Origin of the sequence: Acidisoma silvae, from assembly GCF_020618775.1 — a bacterium.
Taxonomy (GTDB): Bacteria; Pseudomonadota; Alphaproteobacteria; order Acetobacterales; family Acetobacteraceae; genus Acidisoma; species Acidisoma silvae.
Map to the genome: position 1 here is coordinate 43,473 of NZ_JAESVB010000019.1, position 13,739 is coordinate 57,211.

Annotated in this window: 10 protein-coding genes and 1 pseudogene; 5 read left to right on the forward strand and 6 right to left on the reverse strand. The window is 58.8% G+C overall.

Annotated features, from left to right (window positions below):
- Window positions 1-318 precede the first annotated feature (318 nt).
- The 3 genes from ASILVAE211_RS22200 (at window position 319) to ASILVAE211_RS22210 (ending at window position 6,318) form a co-directional block, all read left to right on the forward strand.
- Window positions 319-462: a hypothetical protein gene (locus ASILVAE211_RS22200; protein ID WP_227323554.1), complete on the forward strand. Its 144-nt coding sequence runs from the start codon at window positions 319-321 to the stop codon at window positions 460-462.
- A gap of 261 nt (window positions 463-723) precedes the next feature.
- Complete coding sequence (locus ASILVAE211_RS22205; protein ID WP_227323555.1) at window positions 724-1,101, forward strand: DUF6876 family protein; 378 nt, start codon at window positions 724-726, stop codon at window positions 1,099-1,101.
- A gap of 108 nt (window positions 1,102-1,209) precedes the next feature.
- Window positions 1,210-6,318, forward strand: a complete 5,109-nt coding sequence (locus tag ASILVAE211_RS22210; protein WP_227323556.1) for a lactate dehydrogenase — start codon at window positions 1,210-1,212, stop codon at window positions 6,316-6,318.
- Window positions 6,319-6,347: 29 nt separating this feature from the next.
- Here the strand turns inward: ASILVAE211_RS22210 and ASILVAE211_RS22215 are convergent, their stop codons facing one another.
- From ASILVAE211_RS22215 to ASILVAE211_RS22225, 3 genes are all read right to left on the reverse strand, one after another.
- Complete coding sequence (locus ASILVAE211_RS22215) at window positions 6,348-6,557, reverse strand: hypothetical protein (RefSeq protein ID WP_227323557.1); 210 nt, start codon at window positions 6,555-6,557, stop codon at window positions 6,348-6,350.
- Between the two features lie 86 nt (window positions 6,558-6,643).
- Window positions 6,644-6,820, reverse strand: a complete 177-nt coding sequence (locus ASILVAE211_RS22220; protein ID WP_227323558.1) for a hypothetical protein — start codon at window positions 6,818-6,820, stop codon at window positions 6,644-6,646.
- A gap of 568 nt (window positions 6,821-7,388) precedes the next feature.
- Window positions 7,389-8,132: a dienelactone hydrolase family protein gene (locus ASILVAE211_RS22225; RefSeq protein ID WP_227323559.1), complete on the reverse strand. Its 744-nt coding sequence runs from the start codon at window positions 8,130-8,132 to the stop codon at window positions 7,389-7,391.
- A 107-nt stretch (window positions 8,133-8,239) separates the two neighbouring features.
- On the opposite strand from ASILVAE211_RS22225, the gene ASILVAE211_RS22230 reads away from it, so the two are divergent.
- The gene (locus ASILVAE211_RS22230; protein WP_227323560.1) at window positions 8,240-8,692 is read left to right on the forward strand and encodes a MarR family winged helix-turn-helix transcriptional regulator; all 453 of its coding nucleotides are present in this window, start codon (window positions 8,240-8,242) and stop codon (window positions 8,690-8,692) included.
- Between the two features lie 773 nt (window positions 8,693-9,465).
- Here the strand turns inward: ASILVAE211_RS22230 and ASILVAE211_RS26410 are convergent.
- Window positions 9,466-10,035: a TetR/AcrR family transcriptional regulator gene (locus ASILVAE211_RS26410; protein WP_227323561.1), complete on the reverse strand. Its 570-nt coding sequence runs from the start codon at window positions 10,033-10,035 to the stop codon at window positions 9,466-9,468.
- Entirely contained in the window at window positions 10,035-10,937 is a 903-nt protein-coding gene (locus tag ASILVAE211_RS22240; protein WP_227323562.1) for an alpha/beta fold hydrolase, read from the reverse strand. Before ASILVAE211_RS22240 ends, ASILVAE211_RS26410 begins: the two co-directional genes overlap by 1 nt.
- Before the next feature lie 353 nt (window positions 10,938-11,290).
- On the opposite strand from ASILVAE211_RS22240, the pseudogene ASILVAE211_RS22245 reads away from it, so the two are divergent.
- Window positions 11,291-12,159, forward strand: a pseudogene (locus tag ASILVAE211_RS22245) (alpha/beta hydrolase).
- 402 nt (window positions 12,160-12,561) lie between these two features.
- Here the strand turns inward: ASILVAE211_RS22245 and ASILVAE211_RS22250 are convergent.
- A complete protein-coding gene (locus tag ASILVAE211_RS22250) occupies window positions 12,562-13,593 on the reverse strand; it encodes an aldo/keto reductase (RefSeq protein ID WP_227323563.1) in 1,032 nt (343 codons plus the stop codon).
- Window positions 13,594-13,739 lie beyond the last annotated feature (146 nt).

Sequence of the window (13,739 nt, forward strand, 5' to 3'; positions counted from 1 at the left end):
TAACGGCCATCGGCGGCGTGCTGGGCATCATACCTGGGAAGCTCGTCGCAAAGACACCCACGGTGCGACCCCGAAAAATGGCTCGACCGAGGTTCTTGACGGCAAAAGGTACAAATTCCCTGACGCAACAACGGTTATCTCCTCTGCATCAATGACATCATCGACGCCAGCTGCCGTTACCGAGAACATGGCCCTCATCATGACCCTCACGCGCATAGGCTCAGCGATACTGAGGACAAGCGACGATGCCCGCCTCGTGCCGGAGGAGCTACTGCATATCTGCGATCCGCGTGCTGGTGACTGGATGAAGGCAAGTACATGCCGTCCTTGACTGCCGTAATCGGCATAAAATTCGAGGACTATCTACGCTCGATCGGCCTCATCACAACCAAGGTGGCGGATGATCATCCGCCACACCACGTCGATCCCTTGAAGCGGACGACCTATGCCCTTCTGCAATGAAATGATGGTCATACATCAGGGCAGTTGCACCCTATGCACCTCGTGCGGCCACTCGACGTGCTGACGAAGCGTGAGCGTGAGAAATCAAAAACGAATCTACAGGGGTGAACCGCTGCCACTGAGCGATGGCCGCCGCAAGGGTCCGTCACGCCAAAGTATGGCGCAACGTCCCGGCTTCGCCGGCTCGCGCCCTTGCCCCGTCCTTCGCCCAGAGGCTTCCGGAAAGGGTCTTCGACAGAGAAGATCTGAAAGGAAAGCCGCATGCAAACGGAAGAGGCAAAAGACAAACGCACCGAGCTGCCGACGGGTCTCGCCATGCACACGGGGACCGAGACCTGGTTCAGGCATTGGGTTGGTTCGATGCTCTTTACCGAAGGCGTCCATTTTCTCGCCGAACAGGCGAACGCCTTCTGGCTGATCGACAATGTGGCGTGGGGCCGGATGAACGGGCGCGTGAGCCGCGAAGCGTTCGTCGCTTGGAAGCTCCGGGTCAACGCCGATAAATCGGCCGAGCTAATCGCAGACGACGGCAATGGCGTCGAGCTGCTGCGCCAGCACGTCCCCTGGACCGATTTCCCGCTCGAGGAAATCACGCTCTACCTCACCGACAACGTGCTGCTGCTGCCCAGCGAATACTGAGCGGTCCATACCGGCGCGCCCGCGCCGCCAAACCTTCCTTCAATCCGTCCGCCCGCTCCTGGTCCGCTCTGGCGGATGCCGTCGCGCGCGACCACCCCGGAGATATTCATGACAAATGCTGCACAATACAGCTTCGGCCTGTTCGACACGACGGCCCTTGGCTGGACCCTCGATGCCCCACGCGCCACCTCAGCCCAATCGACAGATCCGACCGTCGAACTGACGCCGTGCGTCAATGCCGCTCGGCCCGCGACACGGATCGCTGCGGGCAAGAATTACCGGCTCGATGGTGAGCGCATTTTGGCGCGCAGTTGGAGCGGTCGCGCGCACGACAATATTCGGGCCATCGCGCTCTCGAAAGAGATCGAAGACGCCGGCCGCGCAGCATCCCGCGATGAGCAGGAGCAACTTCTGCGATTCATCGGCTTCGGCGCCACGGACCTGGCGCAGAACGCCTTCCCGCTGCCCGGCGCCGATGGGTTTCGCGATGGCTGGGAACATCTCGGCCAAAGCCTGGTCAACAGCACCAACGACGGCGAATACGCGGCCCTTCAGCGCGCGACCCAATACGCCCACTACACCCCCGAGCCCGTCATCCGCGCCATCTGGCGTGTGGCCCAGCATCTGGGGTATGGCGGCGGCCGTGTGCTGGAGCCCGGCATGGGCACGGGCCTGTTCTTCGCGCTCATGCCCGATGAACTGCGCGCGTCATCGCGCCTGACCGGGATCGAGTACGATCCCGTCACCGCGCGCATCGCACGGCTGCTCCACCCCGAGGCGCGCATCCACTGCGAGGATTACACGCGCAGCCGCCTCGGGGGCGGTTTCGATCTCGCCATCGGCAATCCACCCTTTGCCGACCGCATCGTGCGCGGCGACCCGACGACAGCAGGCCTCGGGCTGCGCCTGCATGACTACTTCATCGCGCGCTCAATCAGCCGCCTCCGCCCCGGCGGAATCGCCCTGATGGTCACGAGCACCGGAACGATGGACAAGGCCAGCCGAACCGCCCGTGAGCATATCGCCTCGATGGCCGATCTGGTCGGGGCCGTCCGCCTGCCGGAGGGCAGCATGAAGGCTACGGCCGGCACAGAAGTCGTCATCGACATTCTGGCCTTCCAGCGGCGCGTTGAAGGTGCGCCCGCAGCAGGCGCGCCTTGGATGGACCTCATCGAACTTCGCCTCGACGGCGACGAGGGCGGGGACTCTAGCGATGCAGGTGCCGATGAGAGCAGAGAGCCCGAGCACCGGCATCTGCGCCGTGGCGTGGTACACATCAACGAGTATTTCGCGGCTCACCCCGAGATGGTCCTGGGATCGCACGGCCAACGTCGGGGCATCTACGGGCCCGGTTGGTCCTACACCTGCCGCCCGAACGCGCCCTTCGCCACGATCGAGGCGCAGCTCGACCAGGCGCTCGGCCGTCTGCCCGCCGGCATTACGACCCCTCCGAGCGCTGACCATGACCGTGAGGATGACGACGAAATCGCGTCCGTCGGCCTGGCCGCCGATGGCGCCACGGTCAGGGAGGGCTCCTATGTCGCCGGGAAGGATGGCCGTCTCTGTCAGATCATCGACGGTCGAAGCAGCCCGGTCGCCATCCGTACCGGCAAGGGCGGCGAGGGCCTGACACCGAAGGCCGCCAAGGTCATCCGCGCCCTCATGCCGATCCGCGACGCGGTGCGCGAGGTGCTGCGCACCCAGGCCGCGGGGCGGCCTTGGATGCAGGCGCAGGTCCGGCTGCGCACCGCTTATTCGACCTTCATCCGCTACCACGGTCCGATCAATCATACCGTCGTCACCGTCACCCGCGACGCTGAGAGCGGGGAGGAGAAGGAAACCCATCGCCGGCCGAACCTGGCGCATTTCGCCGACGACCCGGATTGCTGGTTGGTCGCCTCGATCGAGGATTACGACCTGGAAGCCGGCATCGCGAAGAAAGGGCCGATCTTCGACCAACGCGTGGTGTCGCCGCCGATGACCCCGGTCATCACGTCGGCCACTGACGCGCTGGCCGTAGCGCTGAACGAGGTGGGCTTCGTCGATCCGGAGCGTCTGGCCGAGCTGCTGGAATGCGAACCCAAGGACGCGCTCGACCGCCTCGGTGCGACCGTCTTTCGCAATCCTTTGACCGAAGGTTGGGAGACGGCTGATGCCTATCTCTCGGGGCCGGTTCGCACCAAGCTCGCCGTTGCCCGCGACGCCGCGCTCCTCGATCCTCAGTATGCCCGCAACGTCGAGGCTTTGCTTGAAGCGCAGCCGCAGGACATCCCCCCCTCGGGGATCACAGCCCGCCTCGGCGCGCCGTGGATTCCGACGAAGGATATCGAGGCCTTCACCCTTGAGGTGATGGAAACCGAGACGCGCATCTTCCACATGGAGGAAGTCGCGACATGGACCGTGGACGGCCATCGCTTCGCCACGAGCGCCGCCGGAACCTCCGAATGGGGCACCCCTCGGCGGCATGCCGGCTCGCTGCTGCACGACGCGCTGAACAGCGCCACCCCGCAGATCTTCGATACCGAGATCGTGGACGGCAGCGAGCGCCGGGTGCTGAACCCGGAGGCGACGGAGGCCGCGAAGGAAAAGCTGAACAAGATCAAAACCGCGTTCTCGACCTGGGTCTGGGCCGACCACGAACGCGCCGATCGGCTCTCGCGGCTCTACAATGATCGCTTCAACAATCTGGTGCCCCGCCATTTCGATGGTGCGCACCTGACCTTGCCCGGCGCCAGCGACATCATCCGGCTCTATGGCCACCAGAAGCGGGTCATCTGGCGCATCATCACGTCCGGCAGCACCTACATGGCGCACGCAGTTGGCGCTGGAAAAACCTTCTCGATGGCCGCCGCGATCATGGAGCAGCGCCGCCTCGGGCTCATCTCAAAGGCCATGCTCGTCGTTCCCGGCCATTGCCTGGCCCAGGCAAGCCGGGAGTTCCTTCAGCTTTACCCGACCGCCCGCATCCTGGTCGCTGACGAGACAAATTTCGCCAAGGATAAACGCGCCCGGTTCCTGGCACGCGCGGCCACGGGTTCGTGGGATGCGATCATCATCACGCATTCGGCCTTCCGCTTCATCGGCGTTCCCGCAAATTTCGAGCGCGAGATCATCTCGCAGCAGATCGATACCTTCGAGGCGCTGAAGCTCAAGGCCGACGCTGACGATCGCGTCACGCGCAAGCGGCTGGAGGCGATGCGCGAGTGCCTTTCGGATCAACTGGAAGCGATCAAGGATCGGCGCGACGATATGGTGACAATCGACGAGATCAGCGTTTCGCAGATCATCGTCGACGAAGCGCAGGAGTTCCGCAAACTCTCCTTTGCCACCAACCGCCTCAACCTAAAGGGCGTCGATCCCGAAGGTTCACAGCGTGCCTGGGACCTTTACGTCAAGATGCGCTTCATCGATTCGAGGAATCCACGCCGCGCCCTCATCCAAGCCTCGGGCACGCCGATCACCAACACACTCGGCGAGATGTTCACGCTGCTGCGGTTTCAGAACGAGACGACGCTTCACGACCGCGGCGTTCACGAGTTCGACGCCTGGGCGGCCTCATTCGGTGATACGCGCACGGAGCTGGAGCTTCAGCCCTCGGGCTCCTACAAGCCGGTCGAGCGCTTCTCGCGGTTTGTGAACGTGCCCGAGCTGATTGACATGTTCCGGGCCTGTTCGGATATCGTCCTCAAGGACGACCTGCGGCAGTACCTCCGCCTGCCCAAAATCAAGACCGGTCAGCGCCAATTGGTCACCGCCGACGCCAGCGAAGCCTTCCGCGACTACCAGGCGCACCTCGCCGACCGCATCTCGGAGATCGAAAGTCGCACCCGCAAGGTCCAGAAAGGTGACGACATCCTGCTCGCTGTCATCACGGATGGCCGTCACGCCGCCATCGACATGCGCCTGGTCGGCCTCGCCAACGATAATGAGCCTGATAACAAGCTCAACAAACTAATCGCCACTGTCCACGACATCTGGCTGCGCACAGCCAATGATCGCTTCAAGAAGCCGGACGGATCGCCTGATCCCATCCCCGGCGGCGGACAGATCATCTTCAGCGACCTCGGCACGCTGGAGGCGGAAAAGACGCGCGGCTTCTCAGCCTATCGCTGGATCAGGAACGAGCTTGTCCGTCTCGGCGTCCCGGCGTCGGATATCGCCATTGTCCAAGACTACAAGAAGACCGCCGACAAGCAGCGCCTGTTCAATGAGTTCAACGCGGGCCGCATTCGTGTCCTGATCGGTTCGACCAAAAAGATGGGCACCGGGGCCAACGTCCAACGGCGCCTGAAGGCCGAGCATCACCTCGATGTGCCCTGGCTACCCTCGGAAATCGAGCAGCGGGAAGGCAGGATCGAACGGCAGGGCAATCAATACGACGAGATCGAGATCTTCGCCTACGCCACGCTCGGCTCCCTCGACGCGACGATGTGGCAAAACAACGAGCGCAAACAGCGCTTCGTATCCGCTGCCCTTTCCGGTGATCGCAGCATCCGGACCATCGACGATATCGGCGAGGCCGCCAATCAGTTCGCACTGGCGAAAGCCATCGCATCTGGGGATGCGCGGCTGATGCAGAAGGCCGGACTGGAAGCCGAGATCGCACGGCTCGACCGCCAGCGGGCAGCGCATTTCGACGATCAGTTGAACATCCGACGCCGCATCGCCGACGCCGACGCAGAGCATCGCCATGCAACCCGCCGGATTGCCGATATCGGCAAAGACCTCATCCAGCACGTCTCCACGCGCGGGGATGCCTTCCGCATGGAATTCGAAGGCCAGCTCGTCACCGATCGCCGGGTCGCAGGCACATCGCTTCTGTCCAAGGTGCGCCTTGCCGAACGCGGAAAGGTCCCGATGGAGAAGGATCTCGGCAGCATCGGCAGTTTCGCGCTCGCCTGCCACGCCGACCGCGGTTGGCGGCGGGAATTCGAGGCGAGCCTTCTCCTGCGCCGCAACGGGCTCGATCAGGAAATCCCCTTTGACGACGAGCTAACGCCATTGGGCCTGATGTCTCGGATCGAACATATCCTCGACCGTCTCGGGATCGACCTGCAGGAGCAGGAACGCCGTGCGGTCGAGGCCCAGAATCGCCTGAACGGCTACCAGGAGCGCAGCGGCCAGACCTTCTCGCTGCAAGCCGAACTCGACGCGAAGCTGGCCCAACTCGCTCGGCTCGATGCCGACCTCGCGCAGACCGCACAAAAGGCGGCCTAAGCCGCCCAACGACATCTCAATCAGGAGATTTACCGATGCCGATCATCATCGACACGGGCGCTTTGCTGCGCCCGCTTTTCACCGCAGACCAGTTTATCGCGACCAAATGGGAAACGGCGGAAGGCAAGGCCCACTTCGGGAATAAACTCTGCAAGTTCATCGCAGCCGACTTCAAGCAGAGCCTTTTCACCAAGACCCTCTACGGGTGGCTCAGTAACTGCTTCGGGCACATTGCGCACTATAATATCCATGGCTTCTTCGAGACATTCTTTCAGAACCTAACCGGCAAGATTGAGTTTCTAGAGCTTAGCCTTCAATGGCCCTGTTACGGCGACCCCACCAGGTACCAATCCGCGGCAAAATGCTTCGCCTCGGCGAGCTGCTCTTCCTTGGTACTGACCCGGCGCTGCTTGCCGCCCACCGAGGTCGAACATTGCCAGACGCGACCATCGCCGCGGCGGTAGAGCTGGACCTTGCCATCCATCAATTCGTAGCTGGTCATGACGTGACTCATGGGACAGTTTCGGAAGCGAATGACGGGTAGGCTATCAGGTTTCAGCCTGAGGTCAAATTTGTGTTAGGGGTGTGCTAGCACGTCTAGCCGCCCTGAAGGTATCCAGGGACGGCGAGGATTGGCAGATTTGCTTAGGATTTTGGTTGCGGGGGCACGATTTGAACGTGCGGCCTTCAGGTTATGAGCCTGACGAAGGACTCAGCGACTCCTTGATTCTGAATAATAAATTCTCCTCCTTGTTAGTATGTGGGTCAGAAAGTGGGTCAAATACCACGGCGAAATTGTGCGAAAGCTATACAACTCGTTTCATCATAAAAATGAATAAGTGGCACACCCACTTTTACTGCATGGTAGCCCACTTTTGGAATACATTAAATTGTGCAAAATGCCAATTTTTTGAGTGGCTAAACCAGCTGTTTTGCCGATGGATTTGGTCAACCCTGCGCAATTATGTCCACCCCTGTCGATGGTTTGCCGACGCCGCCGGCGCCATCAAAGCCGTCACTGGATCGAAGGGCCGATGTCTCCGACTTCGGAGAGTGGCATGTCAAAGACATTAAAGTCGCTCCCGAAGCGTGCGGTCGAAAAAGGCCAGCATCTCGCGCCAGCCACGTTCAGCGGCAACCTCGTTGTAGACAGGGAAATCCGGCTTCATCCAGCCATGCGCTGCAGGATAGGTCTCAGCGCGATAGCGGATGCGCGCTTCGTCCAACGAGTTTTCAAATCGCTCGGACATGGCTAGCGGGTAGCTTACGTCATTCTCAGCTGCGGCGATGTATAACTCGGCTTTCAGCTTAGAGGCGTACGCATGGGGGCTGTCCGGCGTGTCGGTCGCCAGATTCCCGCCGTGGAAACTGGCCACGGCGGCGAAGCGATCCGGCCAGGTGCCCGCCGCGGCAATTGCCATACCGCCACCCATGCAGAAGCCGACCCCGCCAACCTTGTTGCCTTTGACGTCTGAGCGGGTGTCGAGATAGGCGAGGATTGCCTCAGTATCCTCGGCAGCTTTCGTGTTATTCGTAGTCGCCATCAGGGGACCGAGGATTGCTTTAACATCGCCTTCAAACACCTTTTTGGGGTCGAGCGGACCATAAGCGCCGTAGCGATAGAAAATATCTGGTAGCAGCACGACATACCCAGCCTTTGAAAGCCGCTGTGCCATGTCAAGCACAGCCGGCCGAATGCCTCCTGCATCCATATAGAAGATGATTGCCGGTCCGTTCAGATCAGCCCCGGTGGAAAAAACATGGGTCGGACATTCGCCGTCGCGGGTAGTGATGATGGTCTGCTCATGAGACATAATGTGCTCCCTCGGCTGAGCGTGGCGTTTTGGTTTCGAAGCTTGTCGGAAAACCTATTTTAAATACATATGCACATATATATCTGTCAATGATTTATGGAGCCATTATGCAGCTTGACGTTCTTGCGACGCCTGGACACCTGATCAGCCTTGCAGCACGAGGATTTGCCCGACTGAGCGAAGCACGGCTGAAGCCGCTGGGCTTTGGGGTGGGGCATCTTCCAGTCCTCATTGCGCTTCAAGATGGCAGAGCGGACACGCAGCGTGATTTAGCCCGCTTCGCCAAGGTGGAGCAGCCACCGATGGCGCAGATGCTGGCTAGAATGGAACGCGATGGATTGATCAGCCGTACCCGGGACACTGCTGACGGGCGCAGTTGTCACATCGCGTTGACCGAGTTGTCCAAGGCGCGACTGCCGGAGGCATGCGTAGTTTTATTTGAGGGCAATCGTGAGGCTCTTATCGATTTCACCGATGAGGAAAGCGATCTTTTCATCCGCTTGCTCACGCGTCTAATCTTGAATCTTGATCGCATTGTGACACGCGGGGCGACCGAATAGGAAATCCGTAAGGGAAGCATCCGCCGCGAAGCCCTCACCGCGGACCAGCCCTTCGGCGAGGCAACGGACAAACAATGCTTTCACAAAGACGACAGCGGATGGCGCTGTCCCGGAACTGCCCGTACCGATTACGCGAGAAGTCGGGTGATCCAGCACTTTTCCATTCAACCAATGCGGCAGAACCACGATAGTCAGGCTCAGATGCACCTTCTCACAAAGCCGGGGGTTCGGACCTAATCGCCAGGCAATGAAAAAGTTCTGTTCCAACAAGATCGGCCTTACTCGGGACATTGACCTCGACGCGTCCGGAATTTGACGCTCCAGTCGGTGAGTTATTAAAATATCCGAAACGATGCAGTATTGTTGATTATTAAGCCGTCATCTCGTCACGGCCTTATGGCTAAAATTTGCGTGGCGGTTGCTGGCGCTTTGGCAAGGGTGACAACGATTTGCACATTCCCAAGCTACGCATTCGACTTCTCCTGTCGCAAGCAGTTCACTGAAAGACCTTACTTGGACATAGACCAAGCAAGATAGCCCCCTGTTGCAATGCTATGCTGCACGAGCTTTTTCTCGCGGGTAAACCGGATCGCCAAGCGTTTAGATAAATTGAAAATAGGGCCGGCACCGCGCCCTAAAGGCATAGCCTCCGTCATGAAGCGCTGCCGCGGTGACGTTGACGCTACGGAAATGCTATCAGGGTCACCCCTCCTATACGCAATATTTCTGTCACTCGCAGTCCAGGCTGGTTCGCCAGCAAGTTTGTTAACATCTCATATCTTTTTACGCATCCGCAGGCCAGAATCTAAATTCTTCAATAGTGTGTCGAAGCTGACGTCGACGTCTTCGGGATAGCCAAAGCCGCCTCCTAACTCCAAATCAATAAATCCCTTGAGAGATGCGCGTATGACCCGAGCTGAGTGAATCGCAGCGTCATCTGTGATTCCATATCCACGAAGTACCGCCAAGACCAAGCCGATGTAAACGTTCGCGACCTTTTGCGTAGCTTTACTCCAACCGGCAACCGGCATCTGCGCTCCCGCCCATAACCCCGGATGATCTCTCGCGAAGTTCCGTTGCGCATGCCCTAAAGCCTCAAGGGCCTTTCGTGCCTCGACGCCAGCCATTGCGTCACGGGTAATATCCAGGAGCAGCAGCATCCCTTGTCGGGTCAAATCATCTTTAACCATGTCCAAACTTAGGATGTGGTTATACAGAGATGGGGCCTTCACACCAAGGACAGCAGCGAGCTTCGCTATCGAGAGTGAAGCAAGCCCCTCAGAGTCGGCAATTGAAATTGCGGCCCGCACAACAATCTCCTTGTCCAGTCCCGCACGTACCACTATGCCTTACCTGTCCCAAGAAAATTAACGATGGCTGGCCCCACCTGCTCTGGCATTTCAGTATGCGGGTAGTGCCCCGCCCCCTTGATAATTAATAGTTGCGCGCCGATGCGATCTGCGACCCAATTTGCTTCAAAGGCGGGATCTGGAAAATCTGCATCTTTCGTTCCCATAACGACGAGAACGGGCATTTCCACCTTGTGGAGCATTCGTTCTGTATCCGATTTGGATAAATTGAGCATATTCTTCAATGCGATCATCCGGCCGGGTTCGCGTAGGTTTTCTCCCAACGCCGTGCAATATGAGGCAAAGTCGGCGGGCTTGCGCATGGGGAATAGGCTCTTGAAATACCAAAGCCAAAATCTAACCCTCCAGGGCCCGCTAAAGCCAATTGATAGCACTGCTCGTAGGTACCAGGGAATTCCGTTGGGAGGATCGCGCAGCACCGGCCCAATCAGGATCGCAGCCTTCACTTTCGTCGGTGCATCATTCGCCGCCCACATCGCTGCACCTGCCGTGAACGAATTGCCGATAATGATGGCCTCTTCGCTCCCAAGATGTGCCATCAGTGATAGCAAATCCCCTCCAATTGAGCGGGCCGAGTAGTCGCTCCAGCGGGGACTGCTGGCACCGTGCCCTCGTAGATCGACCGTTACTACGCGGTAGCATGCTCCGATCAGATAAGGAGTGAGATAGCGGTACTCATTGCGGACGTCTCCCATGCCGGGAACTGCGATCACCAACGGCCCTGATCCGCCCGTATCATCAAAAGCAATGGCACCGGAGCCCACCTTCATCTGAAGAGTAGGGCGCATTTCTGCCGGAACTGCTGTTGCTGCAGTGACCGATTGTGCTGAAGAATCTTGGTCGTGAACGGGGATTGAATGTGGGTTTCCTGACATGCTTTTCTCTTGACTAACGGTACTAGTTTGAAGACTACTACACTTAGTTTCCGCGCGCTACTAATCGTAGCGGCAGGATCCAGAGACAGGCTGATGGCTTAGGAAGCATTTAAATGGAGGATTTATAGGAAATACTGGGCCATGATCGGGGATGCGCCTTCTATTGCTTCCTTTGGAGTCGTCTGCGTGTTTTGACACCAAACTCGCAGGCAATGAGTTCACTGCAAATTGGTGCCATGAAGCGAGGTCAAATGCATGTTATCCATCTAGTTGATCCGGAACTTATTCCGCCATCTGGAGCAATCTCGTCTCCAAACTTTCAAGAGAACTTACTAGCGGGGCTGCGAGCACGCATGTTGGAAAAAGCCATTGCGGCGTTGCCGACGGAGTCTCCTTCCGTGCTCGTGGAGACCGTCTACGTTCCAGGGTTGAATGGCGCTCCCGACGTGCGTGTTCTCGCATATCGGCCCGCTGCCACCGAAGGCTCACTTCCTGTATTGCTTCACCTCCATGGCGGCGGGTACGTCATTGGCTCGCCTGAACGGAAGGGTGCCGAACACCGCAAGCTTGCTGTCGAATTGGGATGCGCCATCTATTCGGTAGACTACCGGCTGGCGCCGGAAACCCCATACCCTGAGCAATCGAAGATTGCTATGCCGTCCTGCAATGGTTGCACGGTAACGCTTCTCAGCTTGCTATAGATACATCGCGGATTGGAGTGATCGGTGAGAGTGCAGGTGGCGGCCTTGCCGCTAGTCTCGCCTTGATGGTTCGGGACCGTGGTGAATTAACCCTTGCGTTTCAACATTTGATTTCGCCGATGCTTGACGATCGAACAGCCGTTAGGACGGACATTCCCGACACAAGTAGGGACGTCGCCTGGACGTTCGAGGACAACGCGTTTGGTTGGTCAGCCCTACTTGGATCGGCACTTGGCAAGGAGGAAGTTTCTCCATACGCCGCAGCTGCGCGGGCACAGAATCTCGAAGGACTTCCACCTGCATTTCTGTTAATCGCTCCACTCGACCTGCTCATGGAAGAAGAATTGGAATATGCTCGACGCCTTGTTCGTGCCGGAGTGCCGCTTGAACTTCATATGTATCCAGGCACCTATCATGGATTCGTTCCTGCTTGCCCGAACGCTCGCGTTTCTTTAGCTGCGGAAAATGATAGTCGCGAGGCCTTACGTAGAGCTTTTCAAGAAAAAAAGGCTTCGTTATAGGAATGTGGTAGAGAGTTACGGAGGTGCGCTTCCCCTGCCATCGCCAGACAAGCCGAATTGCAAAACTAATCTTGAACTCACCGTTAGGTGTTCCGGCTTTGGAGCACGGTCCGGTCGGTCGGAATTCCACCGTGTTTAACCGGGTAAAGGCCGTGGCGGCACATGTTACGCTAGGCAAGCCGACTATTGTCCCGCCATAGGGGCTAACGTCCTCATCCAGCAGATGACGGCCAAGACCACACACACGCTAACATCAGTTCGAGGTAGATACTTCGCCGTAACGCCGTGACGACGGCAAGCTGAGGACGCCAATGCCACGATCAGGCTGGCGCATAACGCGCTTTCCAATTCGCACTTGCGCGAATGGGTGACCGTACTGTCGGGCTCGGGTCACGTCGGCAGTCAGTTCGCCTTGCGTTCCGCGATTGGACGGCGGCGTAGGCTTGCCTGGGTGACGGGCGGCGGCTCATAAAGAGCGCCTACTGGTCCGGCATCGGTTCCCGGTGCCACGACAGCATCAATCTGGTCCAAAATCTCATCACTCAGTATAATCGCTGCGCCCGCGAGCAGATCATCTAGCTGCTGCACGGTGCGCGGGCCGAGGATTGCTGAAGTCACTCCAGGATGAGCCATCACAAAGGCTACGGCCATGTGTGTCAGCGACAACCCGGCCGCTTCCGCAATCGGAATAAGGCACTCGACAGCATCCAAGTTGCGCTCGTCAGACATCTGCTTGGCGAACACTTTGACGCGCAAGCTATCGGGCAGCGTCTGACCCTTCCGGTAGCGGCCCGTGAGCATGCCCTTGGCCAGCGGACTCCAGACGAGCGCGCCCAAACCGTACTGCTGACAGATCGGCAGGACCTCCTGCTCGATGCTGCGGTTAAGGATCGAATATGGCGGCTGCTCGGCTCGAAAGCGGGCCAGGCCACGGCGTTCCGCGACCCACTGCGCCTCTACCATTTGAGAGGCAGGAAAAGTCGATGATCCGATGGCGCGCACCTTGCCCGCCCGCATCAGGTCGGTGAGCACGGACAGCGTCTCCTCGATATCGGTGTCGGGCGCTGGTCGATGGATTTGGTAGAGGTCAATATGATCGGTCTGCAACCGCCGCAACGAGGCCTCGACCGCCTGGATGATCCAACGGCGCGAATTGCCCTGTTGGTTGGGATCGTGCCCCATGGGACCATGCACCTTGGTGGCTAGCACGGTTTTGTCACGCCGGCCCTTCAATGCCTTGCCGATGATCTCTTCGGACTCGCCATTGCTGTAGCGGTCGGCCGTGTCGACAAAGTTAATCCCGAAGTCCAGCGCTTTGTGAACGATGCGAATGCAGTCGTCGTGATCGGCGTTGGCTAGACTTCCGAACATCATGGCGCCCAGGCAATAGGGACTGACTTTGATGCCGGTTCGGCCGAGCGTGCGATATTGCATGGTGTTTCTCCTGCAGTCGAAGATCTGTTGTCACTCCCACCGACTTGCGATAGCAAAGCCAACCGGAACATGGCTCCACATAATACGGAACTGCGTTCCGTTTATCAAGAGGGGCTTAAATGAACGCCGGTGCGGGCGAAAAAAAG